16 protein-coding genes and 4 tRNA genes are annotated in these 16,767 nt (G+C 57.6%); 12 read left to right on the top strand and 8 right to left on the bottom strand.

What is annotated here, in order from left to right:
* The first annotated feature begins 16 nt into the window (after positions 1-16).
* The gene (gene argF / locus FRH_RS12325) at positions 17-937 is read left to right on the top strand and encodes an ornithine carbamoyltransferase (RefSeq protein WP_281996953.1); all 921 of its coding nucleotides are present in this window, start codon (positions 17-19) and stop codon (positions 935-937) included.
* A gap of 135 nt (positions 938-1,072) precedes the next feature.
* Here argF and FRH_RS12320 read toward each other — a convergent pair.
* A tRNA-Ala gene (locus FRH_RS12320) sits at positions 1,073-1,148 on the bottom strand.
* Between the two features lie 174 nt (positions 1,149-1,322).
* On the opposite strand from FRH_RS12320, the gene uvrY reads away from it, so the two are divergent.
* The 7 genes from uvrY to nadB all read left to right on the top strand — a co-directional run bounded on the left by uvrY (position 1,323) and on the right by nadB (position 6,654).
* A complete protein-coding gene (uvrY, locus tag FRH_RS12315; RefSeq protein ID WP_139525612.1) occupies positions 1,323-1,973 on the top strand; it encodes a UvrY/SirA/GacA family response regulator transcription factor in 651 nt (216 codons plus the stop codon).
* Between the two features lie 46 nt (positions 1,974-2,019).
* Positions 2,020-3,834 (top strand): excinuclease ABC subunit UvrC, encoded by a 1,815-nt coding sequence (gene uvrC, locus FRH_RS12310; RefSeq protein ID WP_281996952.1) that lies wholly within the window; start codon positions 2,020-2,022, stop codon positions 3,832-3,834.
* A gap of 98 nt (positions 3,835-3,932) precedes the next feature.
* Positions 3,933-4,481 (top strand): CDP-diacylglycerol--glycerol-3-phosphate 3-phosphatidyltransferase, encoded by a 549-nt coding sequence (gene pgsA / locus FRH_RS12305; protein ID WP_281996951.1) that lies wholly within the window; start codon positions 3,933-3,935, stop codon positions 4,479-4,481.
* Positions 4,482-4,579: 98 nt separating this feature from the next.
* Positions 4,580-4,654: transfer RNA gene (locus FRH_RS12300), tRNA-Gly, on the top strand.
* Positions 4,655-4,685: 31 nt separating this feature from the next.
* Positions 4,686-4,759, top strand: a tRNA-Cys gene (locus FRH_RS12295).
* 39 nt (positions 4,760-4,798) lie between these two features.
* Positions 4,799-4,885: transfer RNA gene (locus FRH_RS12290), tRNA-Leu, on the top strand.
* Positions 4,886-5,067: 182 nt separating this feature from the next.
* Positions 5,068-6,654 (top strand): L-aspartate oxidase, encoded by a 1,587-nt coding sequence (gene nadB / locus FRH_RS12285; protein ID WP_281996950.1) that lies wholly within the window; start codon positions 5,068-5,070, stop codon positions 6,652-6,654.
* A 4-nt stretch (positions 6,655-6,658) separates the two neighbouring features.
* On the opposite strand, the gene FRH_RS12280 is transcribed toward nadB, so the two are convergent.
* Both FRH_RS12280 and FRH_RS12275 read right to left on the bottom strand, forming a co-directional pair.
* Entirely contained in the window at positions 6,659-7,057 is a 399-nt protein-coding gene (locus FRH_RS12280) for a hypothetical protein (protein ID WP_231125524.1), read from the bottom strand.
* Complete coding sequence (locus tag FRH_RS12275) at positions 7,017-7,310, bottom strand: succinate dehydrogenase assembly factor 2 (protein ID WP_139525608.1); 294 nt, start codon at positions 7,308-7,310, stop codon at positions 7,017-7,019. The genes FRH_RS12280 and FRH_RS12275 overlap by 41 nt, the downstream gene beginning before the upstream one ends.
* Before the next feature lie 218 nt (positions 7,311-7,528).
* Here FRH_RS12275 and FRH_RS12270 point away from each other — a divergent pair, with 218 nt between their 5' ends.
* From FRH_RS12270 to lapB, 3 genes are all read left to right on the top strand, one after another.
* On the top strand, positions 7,529-7,825 hold the full coding sequence (locus FRH_RS12270; protein WP_139525607.1) for an integration host factor subunit beta: 297 nt from the start codon (positions 7,529-7,531) through the stop codon (positions 7,823-7,825).
* Between the two features lie 95 nt (positions 7,826-7,920).
* Positions 7,921-8,226, top strand: coding sequence for a LapA family protein (locus FRH_RS12265; RefSeq protein WP_139525606.1), 306 nt, complete (start codon positions 7,921-7,923; stop codon positions 8,224-8,226).
* Entirely contained in the window at positions 8,227-9,420 is a 1,194-nt protein-coding gene (lapB, locus tag FRH_RS12260; RefSeq protein ID WP_281996949.1) for a lipopolysaccharide assembly protein LapB, read from the top strand.
* Here the strand turns inward: lapB and pyrF are convergent, their stop codons facing one another.
* Positions 9,421-10,122 carry an orotidine-5'-phosphate decarboxylase gene (pyrF, locus tag FRH_RS12255; RefSeq protein WP_139525604.1) on the bottom strand — a complete coding sequence of 234 codons (702 nt, stop codon included), beginning with the start codon at positions 10,120-10,122 and terminating at the stop codon, positions 9,421-9,423. It abuts the gene before it with no gap.
* A 274-nt stretch (positions 10,123-10,396) separates the two neighbouring features.
* On the opposite strand from pyrF, the gene FRH_RS12250 reads away from it, so the two are divergent.
* Positions 10,397-10,681: a ComEA family DNA-binding protein gene (locus FRH_RS12250; protein ID WP_239285877.1), complete on the top strand. Its 285-nt coding sequence runs from the start codon at positions 10,397-10,399 to the stop codon at positions 10,679-10,681.
* Positions 10,682-10,747: 66 nt separating this feature from the next.
* On the opposite strand, the gene prpF is transcribed toward FRH_RS12250, so the two are convergent.
* The 4 genes from prpF to prpB form a co-directional block, all read right to left on the bottom strand.
* Positions 10,748-11,926 carry a 2-methylaconitate cis-trans isomerase PrpF gene (gene prpF / locus FRH_RS12245; protein WP_281996948.1) on the bottom strand — a complete coding sequence of 393 codons (1,179 nt, stop codon included), beginning with the start codon at positions 11,924-11,926 and terminating at the stop codon, positions 10,748-10,750.
* A gap of 79 nt (positions 11,927-12,005) precedes the next feature.
* On the bottom strand, positions 12,006-14,645 hold the full coding sequence (gene acnD / locus FRH_RS12240; RefSeq protein WP_281996947.1) for a Fe/S-dependent 2-methylisocitrate dehydratase AcnD: 2,640 nt from the start codon (positions 14,643-14,645) through the stop codon (positions 12,006-12,008).
* 30 nt (positions 14,646-14,675) lie between these two features.
* On the bottom strand, positions 14,676-15,803 hold the full coding sequence (prpC, locus tag FRH_RS12235) for a 2-methylcitrate synthase (protein WP_153842429.1): 1,128 nt from the start codon (positions 15,801-15,803) through the stop codon (positions 14,676-14,678).
* 55 nt (positions 15,804-15,858) lie between these two features.
* Positions 15,859-16,758, bottom strand: coding sequence for a methylisocitrate lyase (prpB, locus tag FRH_RS12230; RefSeq protein ID WP_139525599.1), 900 nt, complete (start codon positions 16,756-16,758; stop codon positions 15,859-15,861).
* Positions 16,759-16,767 lie beyond the last annotated feature (9 nt).

The raw sequence follows: 16,767 nt of genomic DNA, 5'->3' as shown, positions 1-16,767 counted from the left end.
GTGGAGAGCAGTCATCATGGCGACACGCCATTTCCTTACTTTACTGGATTTATCCCCAGACGAGCTGGCGTATTTGATCCAGCGTGCCATCAAGATCAAAACGGACTTGAAAGCCAACGGTCCGGTTTATACACCGCTGCCCAACCGCACGCTGGCAATGATTTTCGAAAAATCCTCCACGCGTACTCGTGTCTCTTTCGAGACGGGTATGGCGCAGTTTGGTGGCCACGCGCTCTTCCTCTCTCCCCGCGATACCCAGCTGGGCCGCGGCGAGCCCATCGAAGATACCGCTCGCGTGCTCTCTGAAATGGTCGACGCCGTGATGATTCGCACCTTCTCTCACGAAGGATTGGAAACCTACGCCAGTGCCAGCAGCGTGCCGGTGATCAATGCGCTCAGCGACGACTATCACCCCTGCCAACTGCTAGCAGACGTCATGACCTGGACCGAGCTTCGCGGCAGCGTGAAAGGCCGTACCGCCGTATGGGTGGGCGATGGCAACAATATGTGTCACTCCTGGATCAATGCCGCTCGCCAGTTCGGCTTCCATTTGAGGGTATGTTGTCCGAGAGGATACGAGCCTCGCGCTGACATCATGGAAGCGGCTGGCAACTGCGTCACGCTACTCCACGACCCCAAAGAAGCGGCCAAAGACGCTGACTTGATCACCACCGACGTGTGGGCATCAATGGGCCAGGAAGCAGAGCAAGCAAAGCGCGAGGCGGATTTCGCCGGCTTTCAAGTCACCGAAGCCATGCTCGATACCGCCAAGCCCGACGCCCTCTTCCTGCACTGTCTACCAGCTCACCGCGGCGAAGAGATTAGCCATACACTGCTGGACGACCCGCGCGCCGTGGTTTGGCAAGAGGCAGGCAACCGTCTGCACGCCCAGAAGGCACTGATCGAATTCCTGCTGCTCGGGCAAATCGAAGGCTAAGCTCTTCGTAACCCAAGCTCCTCGAAGCCTAAGCTCTGGTGCTTTCCACCCAAACTCGGGTGGAAAGCAGAGGAGCAAAGCTCGAGAGCAGGCATACGAAAACGCCGCGTTATAAATAACGCGGCGTTTAAAATTTGGTGGAGCCTAGCGGGATCGAACCGCTGACCTCAACACTGCCAGTGTTGCGCTCTCCCAGCTGAGCTAAGGCCCCAATCACTGCAGCAACCTGCAGCGGAGCGAATACTAAGCGACAAGTAGCGCAAGGTCAAGGTTTAAAGTAAACAAGCATCAACTAATTCTCCTTTGCCAAGAGCTGTGGCACTCTATAGTTTCGCAGCACGCGTATCGCCCGAGCCAACGATGACTACCTGCAGGAGCCAGACCCTTGATCAACGTTTTAATTGCCGATGATCACCACCTGGTGAGAACCAGTATCGCCCACCTGCTCAACGAAGAGTGCGATATCAAAATCGTGGGTGAGGTTGACGATGGCGAAAGCGCCGTGACTCAGTGTCGCCAGTTAAAGCCTGATATCGTACTCATGGATATCCGCATGCCGGGAATCGGCGGACTCGAAGCCACACGCCGTATCCACCGCACCTTGGCCGATGTCAAAGTGATTATTCTTACCGCGCATTTGGAGGATAGCGTGCTGCGACGGATGCTCGAGGCCGGCGCATCAGGCTTTCTTAGCAAAGGGGCAGACGCCGTTGAAATGACCGAAGCCATTCGGCAGGTATTCCACGGACGCCGTTATGTCAGCCAAGAGATTGCCCAGCGGCTTGCCTTGGCGCACTTCACTGACGAGGATAACCCCTTTAGCCACCTCTCCCACCGTGAACTACAAATAGCGCTGATGATCGTCAACTGCCAGCGTGTACAAGACATTTCCGATCGCCTGCACCTGAGCCCAAAGACCGTCAACACGTACCGTTACCGCCTGTTTGACAAGCTGCAAGTCGCCACGGACGTCGAACTCACTCACCTTGCCTTACGCCACGGGCTCGTCGAGGGCTTTGACGCGATCCTGGGATAGACCTACCATCGCCTCTTCTGACGTTTGAGAGCGCCGATGCCCAGCCATGACTTTTGATGCCAAGCAGTTTCTAAGCTCCGTCAGCTCGTCGCCGGGCGTTTACCGCATGCTCGACGAAGAGCAAAATACGCTCTATGTAGGGAAAGCAAAACGCCTGAAAGCTCGGCTGGCAAGTTATTTCCGTGGCCAACTCAATGCGAAAACTCAGGCGATGGTGGCGCGCATTGCCGACATTCAAATCACTGTGACCCGCAGTGAAACCGAGGCCCTGTTACTCGAACAAACGCTGATCAAGGAACTTCGCCCGCCCTATAACATTCTGCTGCGCGACGATAAGTCGTATCCTTTCGTCTTCGTCACTGATCGCCACCCCTACCCGGCTCTGGAGTACAAGCGTGCACGCCAGCGTCGCGATGACGGCCGCTACCTAGGCCCTTACCCCAGCAGCGGCGCGGTCAAGGAGAGTCTCACGCTGATGCAGAAAATATTCCGCATCCGCAACTGCGAAGACAGCGTCTTTGCCCACCGTTCTCGTCCTTGCTTGCAGTATCAAATCCAGCGCTGCAGCGCCCCATGCGTGGACTATATTTCCGAGGAAGAGTACCGGCGAGATGTGGAGCACGCCGTCATGTGCTTGGAAGGCAAGAGTGAGCACGTCACGCAGCTATTGACTCAAGAGATGGAAATCGCCAGCCAGGCGCTCGACTTCGAAGAAGCCGCTCGTCTGCGCGATCAAATTCAGCAGCTGCGTCAGCTTCAGCAGCGCCAATTCGTCGATAACGAGAGTGGCGATGCCGATGTGTTTGCGCTGGCCCAGCGACCGGGTGCACTCGGCATCTCTATCCTAAGCGTGAGAGATGGACGCTTACTAGGCGCGCGCCATCACACGCCAAAAAACGATCTCGACCTACCGCCGGAGATGCTGTTGACCGAAGTCGTCAGCCAGTACTACTTTGGACAGCCCCATAATGTTCCTGGGGAAGTGATTACGAGCCACCCCCTAGAGGATAGTGCGCTGATTGCCGATGCGCTCTCGCAACTGGCGGGCAAAAAAATCAGGGTCGCCAGCCAGGTACGCGGACATCGCGCCCAGTGGCAGCACTTGGCCATGACCAACGCCGAGCAGCAGCTCGCCTCACAGCTTGCCAACAAGTCTCAACTGACCCAGCGTTTCGAGGCCCTACAAAGAGCGCTCGGCCTTGACAGCCTGCCAGAACGGCTGGAGTGCTTTGACATCAGTCATAGCCAAGGCGAGGCGACGGTAGCGTCCTGCGTCGTTTTTGATCATCAAGGCCCGCGTAAGAACGACTATCGCCATTTTCGCATCGAAGGCGTTGCCGCCGGGGATGATTACGCTGCCATGCAGCAAGCGCTCACTCGGCGGCTGAAGCGAGTAAAAAGCGGTGAAGCGGTGGCTCCAGACATCTTGATTGTGGATGGCGGCAAAGGGCAGCTCAATATGGCGCGTGGCGTATTGAACGACTTAGCCGTTACCAACATCGTGCTGCTGGGCGTCGCCAAGGGCACTACCCGTAAAGCGGGTCTAGAAACGCTATTCTTAGAGACCAGCGATAACCCGTTACCGATGGACCCTGCTTCCCCAGCGCTGCACCTGATACAGCACATTCGCGACGAGTCGCACCGCTTTGCCATTGCCGGGCACCGCGCCGCCAGAGACAAAGCGCGGCGCACCTCTACTCTGCAAGACATCCCCGGCATTGGGCCAAAACGGCGGCGCGAACTATTGCGCTTCTTCGGGGGGCTACAGGGCGTACAAAAGGCAAGCCGCGATGAGCTGGCCAGAGTGCCTGGCATCAACGCCGCGCTGGCTGAGACGATTTATACGTCATTGAACGGATAAACGCGTTCTTAACATGGATGCAATGCGCTAAGGGGGATAGAATGACCCCACGCTTCACTCCGACTTTCATGATTCTCCGGCAAGGATCGCGCCCTGCGATGAATATACCCAACATACTCACACTGGCAAGAATCGTTTTCATTCCGCTACTGGTCGTACTGTTCTATCTACCCTTTAGCTGGAGCATGCCAGTCGCTGCGGGCTTGTTTGCCCTTGCTTCCGTGACGGATTGGTTAGACGGCTACCTCGCCCGTCGCTGGAATCAATCCACTCCCTTTGGCGCTTTCCTAGACCCTGTTGCAGATAAGCTCATGGTCGCCGTGGCACTCGCCCTGCTGATCGAACGCTTCGACACGCTGGTCTTGACGCTCCCAGCTTTGGTCATCATTGGGCGTGAAATCGTCATTTCGGCGCTTCGAGAGTGGATGGCAGAGATGGGCAAACGCGGCATGGTCGCTGTGTCCTGGATTGGCAAACTCAAAACCACGCTGCAAATGATGGCCATTCTGGTACTTCTGGCCTTCCCCCCAGGACATTTTATTGCCCTTTTAGGCGTGGGGGTGCTTTACGTCGCCGCCGCCCTGACACTGCTCTCCATGGTCCAATACCTCAAAGCTGCTTGGCCTCACCTTAGCCGCTCCATGTAAAGGGCATTGCCTCAGTTTTACAATAGCTCTTTGAACCCATTGGTAAATTGATTGTTTGACAAGCGCGTGGCGATGCGTATAATTCGCCCTCGAGTCGAGCGGGAATAGCTCAGTGGTAGAGCATCGCCTTGCCAAGGCGAGGGTCGGGAGTTCGAATCTCCTTTCCCGCTCCAATTTGGTTGACCCCAATGAAATGACTTGCTTGGCTGGATGGCAGAGTGGTTATGCAGCGGACTGCAACTCCGTGTACGCCGGTTCGATTCCGACTCCAGCCTCCATTTTCAGTGTAACGATGGCTTTCATAGCATCGATACACTGCCCGGATGGCGAAATTGGTAGACGCAAGAGACTTAAAATCTCTCGGAGGTAACTCCGTGCCGGTTCAAGTCCGGCTCCGGGCACCATTGATAAACCATTAATTTAGATTGAAAGTAACGCTGCGAGATAGAGGCTATCTACGCGGCTTTTTTTGTATCTGCCCCTCCCCTCCAACTCCCTGTTTTTTTGACCAAACACATCGCCTAGTCCGAAACGTCACGCTATCATGCCCTCCTGACTATTGTCGTAAAGAGAGGAAGCGGGCCAAATGAGCACGCCAGCATCTGACATATTGATTATTGGCGGCGGTGTCGCTGGTCTAACCTTGGCGTTGGAAGTTGCTGATCATTTGTCCGTTACCCTGGTTCGTCCTAAACAGGATGATCAAGGGGCCAGTCGCTGGGCTCAAGGCGGCATCGCAGCGGTGCTTTCCCCAGATGATTGCCTGGATGATCATGTACGGGACACGCTGATTGCAGGCGACGGTCTGTGCGACGAAGAAGCCGTTCGCTTTACCGTATCTCACGGACCTGAGGCCATTCAGTGGCTCATCGACAGGGGCGTGCCTTTCACCCTCGACCCCGACCCTCAGGCTCGCTACCCCTACCACCTCACCCGAGAAGGCGGGCACAATGCGCGGCGCATCATTCACGCCGACGATGCAACAGGCCGCGCCGTCGTCGATACCCTGGTCAGCAGCGTCACCGCGCACCCACGCATTAACCAATGCAGCGATCTCACCATCGTCAACCTGTTGCAAGATGCCAAGGGCCGTTGCGTTGGCGCCCAGGGCGTCGACAGTAGCCAGCGGCGACAATTGCTTTTCGCCCAACACACGGTACTGGCGACCGGCGGAGCCAGTGGGCTCTATCGCCACACCACCACCCCTTCGCCCAGCAGCGGCGAAGGGATGATAATGGCAGCCGAGCTGGGCGCCTCGCTCTGCAACCTCGAGTTTCAGCAGTTTCACCCCACCTGCCTTTACGACCCGCACGGCCCGGCTTTCCTCATTAGCGAAGCAGTACGAGGTGAAGGGGGACATTTGCTCGACGAGACGGGCCACCGTTTCATGCCCGACCTGGACCCGCGCGCCGAACTTGCCCCGCGAGACGTGGTGGCGCGCGCCATCGACGCGCACATTCAGCAAGGCACACTGGGGCACGTTTGGCTAGACATTCGTCACCTCGGGCAGGCAGCCATACGCCATCACTTCCCCACGATTTTGACGCATTGCGCCTCACGGGGAATCGACATTACGCGCCAGCCGATCCCCGTTGTTCCCGCCGCCCACTATAGCTGCGGCGGTGTCGCAACGGATCACGTGGGCGCCACACAGGTCGCCAACCTCTACGCGATCGGAGAAACCGCCTACACCGGCCTTCACGGAGCCAACCGTATGGCCAGTAACTCGCTCCTGGAGTGCTTGGTGTATGCTAGAAGCTGTGCGCAGCACATCCTTGCGTCCCCTAAGCACGCACGCGAGACGGTCACGCAAGAAACCGTAACCCCCCCTCCCTTAACCCCAGACGCCCCTTTTGACGCTAAGCAGCTCGACCGGTATCGCCACACGATGCGTAGCATCATGAGCCAACATGTTTCCATCGTTCGGAGCGATCAAGGCCTAGAAGCTGCCCGCAGAGCGTTAGCCGCCCTGAGCGATGAATGGGAGTCGAACGAATCCGCCAAGACACACCCAGAGAGCATTCGCCTCCAGCAGGCCCTGGCATTGGCCACAATGACGGTGATGGCCGCCGCAAAGCGCCACGAATCACGGGGGTTGCACTACTCGAAGGATTGGCCGCGCCCCGCACTGGATACTCAGCCATCGTGGATAAAGCTAGATGACCTGGTCTAAAGGATCAGCGGCCCGGCCGATGAAAGCAGCGACGCAATGCGCGCTGACTGGCATTCGGCAATGAGTCGGGCCACACCCACATTCGCCGGGCACCGATACGCAGACCGACCAGCCAAGGCCCAAGGTAGTCACAGCTTACACCTAATCTCACGCCCGGCTCACCCGTGCTCTGCAGCCAGTAACCTTCCCACTGACTGCCGTTTTGCACCAGATGAAGCTCACCACACCGCTGTGTACGATAAGCCCTAACGATCAGCCACACGCTGATCACAAGCATACCTGACGATACCCAGACGCTTAATGCCCGAGCGGTGAGTAGCGCCAAACCCAGCACCAAAGCAACTTGAACACCAACGGCTAATTTAGAGCGTACGATAGGCAGCGTTATCGGTGGTTTCAGCATGCTCGACGATCATCTGGACGAGATGGCGAAGCTCAGGGTCTTCGGGCCATTCTCGATGCATCAACCACACGAACAGATCTTGATCCTCTTCTTCGATCAAGCGCTGGTAGGTGCGCTGTTCCTGTTCGCTTAGCGCGTCGAATCGCTGCTCCAAAAAGGGAATCAACAGCAGATCCAGCTCCCACATACCGCGTCGGGAGTGCCAGTAAAGCCGCTTTCGTAGAACGGCAGCAGGGGAAGTGTCGTCGCTCAACGGTCGCTTCTCCGAGTCAGTGAAATGAAAGGCCAGTATACCGAAGCTGCAGGGTCGCGCCAGCGCCGAGCATCGCCTATGCTGTTAATCAGCTTTGTACTTACCTAGTACCTTGTTTTATCTGAATTGTTTTATGCGTTTATGCGCAGTATGCTGATTTCGATGTTATCGAGGTCGCATGTGCGTCACGGCCTTTAAAGTTCGCAGGGAGCCAACCGATGACCAAATCTGAATTAATCGAACAAATTGCGATGCGTCAACCGGAGCTATCCGCCAAAGAAGTCGAGACGGCGGTGCGTATTATCTTGGACGATATGACCGATGCGCTTGCCAACGGAGGGCGAGTGGAGATACGTGGTTTTGGCAGTTTCTCGCTTCACTATCGCGAGCCGCGCACAGGGCGCAATCCTAAAACCGGTGACCCGGTGGACCTGGATGGCAAGTACGTCCCGCATTTCAAACCGGGCAAGGAGTTGCGCGAGCAAGTCGACGCCAGTCGTGCGCTCGGCTACTGACCGCGAAAGTAGCGGTATCCGACCTTCTGCGGGATGACGCCGTGCCGAGACTCAGACACAATAGCACCATGAATGTCACTGACTAGGAAACTCTCATGCGTTGGATCAAAGGGCTGATTCTGGCCGTCATTTTATTGGTAGTGCTGCTGGTCGGCATTTTGTTCGCCGTCAATAATCAGCAGGCCATCCCCTTGAACCTGATCTGGGCCGAACTGCCTCCGGTCTCGCTATCGGTGTGGTTGCTGGCCACGTTGGCGGTTGGCGTCATCGTCGGCATGCTGGCCATGCTCGGTGTGTACGTCCGCCTAAAAGCGCAGCTCGCCCGTAGCGAGCGCCACAACAAACAGCAGCGTAAAGAGCTAGACCGTTTACGTACGCAGGGGTTTAAGGAACTTGCCTAAATGCAGGATGCGGTGCTGCTAGGCGTTCTCTTGGCAGCCATAGCCATTGGCTTTGGCCTGGGTTTTCGCTACGCCCACCGCCGCGCCCAGCGACCCTCCCGCGCTCCGGGCCTCTCCAGAGAATACTTCGTCGGGCTGAACTACTTATTGAACGAGCAGCCTGACGAAGCCATCAAAACGTTCATCCATGCACTAGATGTCAACAGCGAAACCGTTGAGACACACATTGCCTTGGGGAAGCTGTTTCGCTCGCGGGGTGAAGCGGACAAAGCCGTCGGCATCCACCAAAACCTGCTCGCCCGCCCCGCCCTCTCTACCACGACCAATGAAACCATTCAGCTCGAACTCGCACGGGATTTCATCGCCCTGGGCGTGCATGATAGAGCGCAGCGTTTGCTGCGTGCACTGCTGGAGCACTCCAGCCAAGAGGGCCTGCGCCTGGAAGCTAAACGACTATTGATCGACCTGCTCGAGCGTGAAAAAGAGTGGCAGGATGCCTTAGAAATCGTACAACCGCTCATGAAACAGCAGCCCGCCATGCGCCGACCTGCCTCTCACTGGCTATGCGAGCTTGCTCAGCAAGAGATCGACCAATCTAGCCGTGCTTTGGCACGTAAACATCTCAAAAAAGCGCTACAGCTAGACGAGCGTTGTGTACGTGCGACGCTGATGCTTGCCGATCTGGACATGGACAATGGCCAATACGCCAAAGCCATCGAACGTCTCAGCCATATTCCCCAACAGGATATCGCTCACATCCCGACCATGTTACCAGCCTTGCAACGCGCCTATGCACGCCACGACGACCTAGCTGGATTGGAAACCCACCTCTACCAACTATTAGGCGAAGCCCCCTACACTAGCGTCATCGTGGCACTAGGCGCACTGGTACATCAACGAGATGGCGTCGACAGCGCTATCGAGCGCACCGGCGAATGGCTAGCAGAAGCCCCTAGCTTGGGGGGACTGGATTATCTGGTAGACCTTTACTTGGAGAGCGAGCGCCTCATGGGTAAAGAGACGCCCGATACACGCTTGATGCTGCTCAAACATCACACCAAGGCCCTGATGGGCGGGAGGCCCCGCCAACGCTGTCGCCGCTGCGGCTTTAGCAGCGACAGTTTGGCATGGCAGTGCCCAAGCTGTCGCCGCTGGGGAACGATCAAACCGATTACCGGCGTAGAGGGCGAGTGATCACACGCCCGAAAGCTCGGCCTCGATGGCTGCCAACGCTGCCATGGGATCCTCGGCCTGGGTCACCGGACGACCAATCACCAAATGCGTACTGCCCGCGCGCATCGCATCAGCGGGTGTCATGATGCGCTGTTGATCGTTCGCTGCAGCAAAGCTTGGCCGTATGCCTGGGGTGACTTTCAAAAACGCCTCGCCACACTTCGCACGAATTTGGGCCGCCTCCTGGGCCGAACAGACGACGCCGTTCAAACCACTTTGCTGCGTCAAAGCCGCCAAGTGCATGACATGCTCAGCAGGGCTTGCCGTTAAGCCCACCTCCGCCAAATCCTCTTTGCCCATACTGGTTAACACTGTGACGGCGATCAAGTGAGTCGCGAGTCGATGATCGGATAACCGTTTGGCGGCTGTTTCCATCATTTTACGCCCGCCCGATGCGTGTACGTTCACCATCCAAACCCCCTGTTCCGCTGCCGCCTGAACGGCACTGGCCACCGTGTTGGGAATATCATGGAATTTAAGATCCAGAAATACCTGGAAGCCACGGCCGTGAAGCGCTTCCAGCACCGCAGGGCCACTGCGCGTAAAGAGTTCTTTACCGACTTTGACACGACAGCGAGCCGGGTCGAGCTGGTCGGCCATGCAGAGCGCCGCATCGAGCGAGGGGTAATCGAGGGCAATAATCAGTGGGGAATCGGTGGACACGCGCTTACTCCGTGTTCGTGAACGCTGTTGAAAAATCACGTCTTGGACGCAGGGGCAAGCGCCTAGTGTACCAGCCTCGCCATATAAGCTGTGTAAGCGATTCGCCATTACCCTGTAGCGAAAGACTTACAAAAGTTATCGTTGATCGCTTACAGCACTTACGTTTTGAAAAGTTTAAGTTCATTAAGGCGGCGACCATGAAGGTGACCGCGACTACTCGCCATCACGTTGAGCACGTGGCTGGCACCTAAGCACCAAATAAGGGACATGAACCATGCACACAGCCGTCAAACGCTTTGTCGTTGCACTTCTCATCAGTCTGAGCCTAGGACTTTCCAGTGCAGCATTTGCCCAAACCGTGGCTCCCATCAACGTCAACAGCGCCGATGAAGAACTGTTAGCTGAATTACCAGGCATCGGCCCAAGCCGCGCCGCCGCCATCATCGAAGAGCGCGAAACCAACGGCGCCTTTACGGATGCCGATGACCTCACTCGGGTGAGCGGCATTGGCCCTGCCACGGTAGACCGTATGCGCGATCAGGTCACGTTCGAAGAGTAACGTGAGCCATCACCGTGCTCTGCCGCCGCTTGACAATAGCCAGCGGCGGCAGACTACCTCTACCGATCAGAACGTATCGCTGGGGATACGGACCTCACCCTCCATCAATACCCTGGCACTGCGGCTCATCAACGCTTGATCGATTTGCCAACGGCCATCAACCAAGCTGGCTTTTGCTCCCACTCGAAGGGTACCTGACGGATGCCCAAACGTGACCGCCTCGCGCTCGATGCCTCCTGCGGCCAGGTTCACTAACGTGCCTTGAATGGCCGCGGCTGCGCCAATCGCCACCGCCGCTGTGCCCATCATGGCATGGTGCAGTTTACCCATCGATAGGGCTCGCACGACCAGGTCGACATCCTCCACACGAACGGCTTTACCGCTTGACGCGGTATAGCTCGAGGCCGGCGCGACAAAGGCGACTTTCGGGGTGTGCTGGCGGCTAGCCGCCTCCTCCACACGCTGAATGAGCCCCATTTTAACCGCCGCGTGAGCGCGAATCGTCTCGAACATCGCCAGCGCCTTGGCGTCGCCGTTGATCGCGTCTTGCAGCTCGCAGCCGGTATAGCCTACGGCTTCGGCATTGACGAACACCGTCGGGATACCGGCATTGATCAACGTCGCCTTCAGCACGCCGACGCCCGGCACCTCTAGGTCATCGACCACGCTGCCGGTGGGGAAAATCGCTCCCTCTCCGTCCGCCGGGTCCATAAACGCGACGGGAATTTCTGCGGCAGGAAAGGTGACGCCATCCAGCTCGAAATCACCGGTCTCTTGCACCTCACCCTCCGCCATGGGTACTTGGGCAACGATGGTTTTCTGAATATTGACCTGCCAAATACGCACTTCCGCGATGCCGTTTCGAGGCACCTTGGCGGGATCGACCAAGCCGTTGGCGATAGCGTAAGGCCCTACCGCCGCGGATAGATTTCCGCAGTTACCGCTCCAGTCCACGAAGGGTTTATCGATCGAGACTTGGCCGAATAGGTAATCCACATCGTGATCGGGCGAGTCACTCTTCGAGAGAATCACCGTTTTGCTGGTGCTGGACGTAGCTCCTCCCATGCCATCAATCTGTTTTTCATAAGGATCGGGGCTACCAATCACGCGCAGTAGCAGCTTATCGCGCGCTTCACCCGGCACCTGAGCGGCGGTGGGCAGGTCACTCAAAGTGAAAAACACCCCTTTACTGGTGCCGCCCCGCATATAGGTGGCGGGAATACGCATTTGTGCTTGATGAGCCATGACGCACCTCTCAAACAATAGCCTGGCTACAGCCAGGCTATTCGCTATTCATCACCCCCTTACCATCGCGCTGAGACGACTAGGCAACGGAGGATTCCAAAAAGTCCTGAGCAAAACGCTGCAGCACGCCACCGGCAGAATAGATGGTCACTTCTTCGGCCGTATCCAATCGGCAAACCACTGGCACGCGCTCGGTGCTGCCACTCGTGCGGTGAATGACTAGGGTGAGCATGGCGCGCGGTTCGGGCGTGCCTTCCACATCGAAGACTTCCGTGCCGTCCAACTCTAGGGTTTTCCGCGTGGTCCCTTCCTCGAACTGCAGCGGCATAACACCCATACCGATCAAGTTCGTGCGGTGAATACGCTCAAAGCCCTCGGCGACGATGGCCTCTACCCCCGCAAGGGCAACGCCTTTTGCCGCCCAGTCACGGGATGAGCCCTGCCCGTAATCCGCCCCGGCAATGATGATGAGCGGCTGCTTACGTGCCATATAGGTTTCGATGGCTTCCCACATGCGAGTCACCTTGCCTTCCGGCTCGATCCGCGCCAGCGACCCCTGCAGCACCTTACCCTGCTCATCGTGGACCATTTCGTTGAACAGTTTTGGATTCGCCAGGGTGGCCCGCTGGGCGGTCAGGTGGTCGCCACGGTGGGTGGCGTAGGAGTTGAAGTCCTCCTCCGGCAGGCCCATCTTGTGCAGATACTCCCCCGCCGCACTATCGAGCATGATGGCATTGGAGGGAGACAGGTGATCGGTGGTGATGTTGTCCGGCAAAATCGCTAGCGGACGCATGCCCTTTAGTCCACGCTCTTTTGCCATGTTGCCTTCCCAATAGGGCGGGCGGCGGATGTAAGTGCTTTGGGGCCGCCATTCGTACAGCGGGCTTACCTTGGTACGCGCGCTCTTGTCCAGGTCGAACATCGGGATATAGGTTTGGCGGAATTGCTCGGGCTTCACCGCCGACTTTACGATGGCGTCGATTTCGCTATCGTCGGGCCAGATGTCTTTGAGCGTGACCGGATTCCCCTGAGGATCGTACCCCAACACGTCTTTTTCGATATCGAAGCGGATCGTGCCCGCAATGGCATACGCCACCACCAGCGGCGGCGAGGCCAAGAACGCCTGTTTGGCGTAGGGGTGGATACGTCCATCGAAGTTACGGTTACCGGACAGCACCGCCGTGGCGTACAAGTCGCGGTCGATGATCTCCTGCTGAATGCTGGGCTCCAGCGCCCCCGACATGCCGTTACACGTCGTACAGGCATAGGCCACGACGCCAAAGCCGAGGTTTTCCAGCTCGTCCATCAAGTGCGCCTCTTCCAGGTACATCTTGACGGTTTTCGAGCCGGGCGCCAGCGACGATTTCACCCACGGCTTGCGCGTCAGCCCCAATCGGTTGGCATTGCGGGCAATCAACCCTGCCGCGACCATATTGCGCGGATTGGAAGTGTTGGTGCAGCTGGTGATGGCGGCAATGATGACGGCGCCATCCGGCATTTTCCCGGCCTGTTCATCGGCTCGGGCTTTATCCAAATCGATGGCAATGCCGCGCTTGGCGAGCTCCGAGGTCGGCAAATGGGCGTGGGGGTTCGAGGGGCCCGCCAACGTGCGTGCCACGCGGGAGAGATCGAAGCGGAGTACCCGCTCGTACTCGGCCGTCGTCAAACTATCGGCCCATAGGCCGGTCTGCTTGGCGTACGCTTCGACCAGCGCCACCTGTTCGTCTTCGCGCCCGGTGAGCTTGAGGTACTCGATGGTTTGATCATCGATGTAGAACATCGCCGCCGTGGCACCGTACTCCGGTGTCATATTGGAGATGGTGGCACGGTCGCCCACGGTCAGCGCATCGGCCCCTTCGCCATAAAACTCCAGATAAGCGCCCACGACCCGCACTTTACGCAGAAACTCGGTAATCGCCAGCACCATGTCGGTGCCGGTGACGCCCGGCTGTAGCTTACCGGTGAGTTCGACACCGACGATGTCCGGCAGGCGCATCATAGAGGCGCGCCCCAGCATGACGCTTTCGGCTTCCAAGCCACCCACACCCACGGAGATCACGCCTAACGCGTCGACCATGGGCGTATGGCTATCGGTGCCCACGCAGGTATCGGGATAAGCAATACGCAACCCTTGTTCATCTGGGCGGCACTGCACCACTGGCGACATCTTCTCCAGATTGATCTGGTGCATGATGCCGTTGCCGGGAGGAATCACGTCGACGTTCTCGAACGCCAGCTTGGTCCAGTTGATGAAATGGAAGCGATCATCGTTGCGACGATCTTCCACTTGACGGTTTTTCTCGAAGGCATCCTTCTCGAACCCCGCGTGCTCCACCGCCAAGGAGTGATCGACGATGAGCTGGGTAGGCACCACGGGATTCACTTTGGCGGGGTCGCCACCTTTTTCGGCAATGGCGTCACGTAGACCCGCCAGATCCACGAGCGCGGTCTGGCCTAGTATGTCGTGGCATACCACCCGCGCCGGATACCAGGGAAAGTCCAGCTCCTGCTTGCGCTCGATGAGCTGTTTTAGCGCATCGCTAAGCAGCTCAGGGTCGCAGCGACGCACCAACTGTTCGGCCAATACCCGTGAGGTATAGGGCAGCGTGGCATAGGCGCCGGGCTGTATGTCCTCGACCGCCTGACGTGCATCGAAGAACTCTACCGGCTCGCCCTCTACCAGAACGCCCGGTAGCGGCTTGCGATAATTCGTGTTCATAACGCCTCTCACTTAGTCACACGCAACCGATCAGTCGCGCGCTTCGATGGGTACCCATTCGCTCTTCTCAGGGCCGATGTAATCAGCACTGGGGCGAATAATTCGATTATTGGCACGCTGCTCGAACACGTGCGCAGCCCAGCCGGTCACCCGTGACATGACGAAAATCGGCGTGAACAGCTTGGTAGGAATATCCATGAAGTGGTAGGCGCTGGCATGGAAGAAATCGGCGTTGCAGAACAGTTTCTTCTCACGCCACATCACCTCCTCACAGCGAACGGACACCGGATAGAGCACGGTGTCGCCAACATCATCCGCCAGCTTCTTCGACCACTCTTTGATAATGGCATTACGCGGATCCGACTCCCGATAGATCGCATGGCCAAAACCCATGATCTTCTCTTTACGCTCCAGCATACCCAGCATTTCCCGCTCGGCTTCTTCGGGAGACGTCCAGTGCTCGATCATCGCCATGGCCGCTTCGTTGGCTCCGCCGTGCAACGGGCCGCGCAGCGAACCGATCGCACCGGTCACGCAGGAATGCATGTCGGACAGCGTCGACGCGCACACTCGGGCAGTGAAGGTAGAGGCGTTGAACTCGTGCTCGGCATACAGAATCAGCGAAACGTTCATCACCCGGGCATGCAGTTCGGAGGCGGGCTCGCCGCGTAGCATATGCAGAAAATGGCCGCCTACCGAGGCATCATCGGTGTCGGTGTCGATACGCACGCCATCATGACTGAAGCGGTACCAGTAGCAAATGATCGAGGGCAGTACGGCCAACAGGCGATCCGCGACATCCTGCTGCTCGTCGAAGCTCTCCTCGGTTTCCAGGTTGCCCAGCATGGAGGCACCCGTGCGCATCACGTCCATCGGGTGGGCGTCTTTGGGAATCTGCTCCAGCACGGTTTTCAGCGCATCGGGGAGACTACGAAGGCCTTTCAGTTTGGCAATGTAGTGATCGAGTTCGGCTTGGTTGGGCAGCTTGCCTTTCAACAACAGGTAAGCGACCTCCTCGAACTTGGCTTTTTCAGCCAGTTCTTTGATATCGAAGCCGCGGTAGGTTAGGCCTGATCCGGTTTTACCCACCGTACACAGGGCCGTCGTCCCCGCACTTTGTCCTCGTAACCCTGCACCTGCTAACGGTTTATCGCTCATGTGATGTCTCCTGACGTACGTATTTATAAGAATTGTTGGTCAATAGGGGTAACGTTTAGGCGTCTTTTTGCTCGGCAAACAGCGCGTCGAGCTTCTGCTCGAAATCGTGATAATTCAAAAAGTCATACAGCTCATTGCGGGTTTGCATGGTGTCGATGACCTCACGCTGATGGCCATGCGTCATGATGCTCTGGTACACCTTCAAGGCAGCGGCGTTCATGGCGCGGAAAGCCGAGAGCGGGTAGAGCACCATGCGGCAGCCCACATCGCCCAGCTCCTGCTGACTAAACAGCGGCGTCGCGCCGAATTCGGTAATGTTGGCCAGAATGGGGGCGTTCACTCGCTGGCAGAATGCCTTGTAGTCGTCCAGCGTATGCACTGCCTCGGCAAAGATAGCGTCTGCACCTGCCTCTACGCAGGCATTTGCCCGCTCGATGGCAGCATCTAGGCCCTCTTTTTGGAATGCGTCGGTGCGAGCAATGAGATAAAAATCAGAGTCCAACTTGGCATCCGCAGCGGCTTTGATGCGGTCGACCATCTCTTGCTGCGACACGATGGCTTTGTTGGGGCGATGGCCACAGCGTTTTTGCGCTACCTGATCTTCCAGGTGAACGGCGGCCACGCCCGCACGCTGCATCTCTTTGACCGTGCGGGCAATGTTGAACGCACCGCCCCAGCCGGTATCGATATCCACCAGCAGTGGTAAGTCCGTCGCGCCGCAAATCCGGTGAGCGTCTTCCACCACATCGTTCATGGTCGTCATGCCCAAATCTGGCAAACCAAACGAGGCGTTCGCCACGCCGCCACCGGACAGATAAATAGCATGATGCCCCACCCGTTCGGCCATCATGGCCGTATAGGCGTTGATGGTACCTAGAATGGGTAGCGGCTGGTTGGCATTCAGCGCGGCACGAAAGCGTGCTCCAGGGGTTGACGAGGGTGATGATGACGGCATGGGCGTAAG

The organism is Halomonas sp. A020 (genome assembly GCF_027943625.1).
GTDB classification, from domain to species: Bacteria; Pseudomonadota; Gammaproteobacteria; order Pseudomonadales; family Halomonadaceae; genus Vreelandella; species Vreelandella piezotolerans.
The sequence above is the reverse complement of the archived record's forward strand: the minus strand, read 5'-3'. Positions and strand labels throughout refer to the sequence as shown.

Excerpts from the sequence above, each read along its gene's own strand:
- argF (WP_281996953.1), top strand. The coding sequence starts at position 17 with ATGGCGACACGCCATTTCCTTACTTTACTGGATTTATCCCCAGACGAG.
- uvrC (WP_281996952.1), top strand. The coding sequence starts at position 2,020 with ATGACTTTTGATGCCAAGCAGTTTCTAAGCTCCGTCAGCTCGTCGCCG.
- pgsA (WP_281996951.1), top strand. The coding sequence starts at position 3,933 with ATGAATATACCCAACATACTCACACTGGCAAGAATCGTTTTCATTCCG.
- nadB (WP_281996950.1), top strand. The coding sequence starts at position 5,068 with ATGAGCACGCCAGCATCTGACATATTGATTATTGGCGGCGGTGTCGCT.
- FRH_RS12280 (WP_231125524.1), bottom strand. The coding sequence starts at position 7,057 with ATGCTGAAACCACCGATAACGCTGCCTATCGTACGCTCTAAATTAGCC.
- FRH_RS12270 (WP_139525607.1), top strand. The coding sequence starts at position 7,529 with ATGACCAAATCTGAATTAATCGAACAAATTGCGATGCGTCAACCGGAG.
- FRH_RS12265 (WP_139525606.1), top strand. The coding sequence starts at position 7,921 with ATGCGTTGGATCAAAGGGCTGATTCTGGCCGTCATTTTATTGGTAGTG.
- lapB (WP_281996949.1), top strand. The coding sequence starts at position 8,227 with ATGCAGGATGCGGTGCTGCTAGGCGTTCTCTTGGCAGCCATAGCCATT.
- FRH_RS12250 (WP_239285877.1), top strand. The coding sequence starts at position 10,397 with ATGCACACAGCCGTCAAACGCTTTGTCGTTGCACTTCTCATCAGTCTG.
- prpF (WP_281996948.1), bottom strand. The coding sequence starts at position 11,926 with ATGGCTCATCAAGCACAAATGCGTATTCCCGCCACCTATATGCGGGGC.
- acnD (WP_281996947.1), bottom strand. The coding sequence starts at position 14,645 with ATGAACACGAATTATCGCAAGCCGCTACCGGGCGTTCTGGTAGAGGGC.
- prpC (WP_153842429.1), bottom strand. The coding sequence starts at position 15,803 with ATGAGCGATAAACCGTTAGCAGGTGCAGGGTTACGAGGACAAAGTGCG.
- prpB (WP_139525599.1), bottom strand. The coding sequence starts at position 16,758 with ATGCCGTCATCATCACCCTCGTCAACCCCTGGAGCACGCTTTCGTGCC.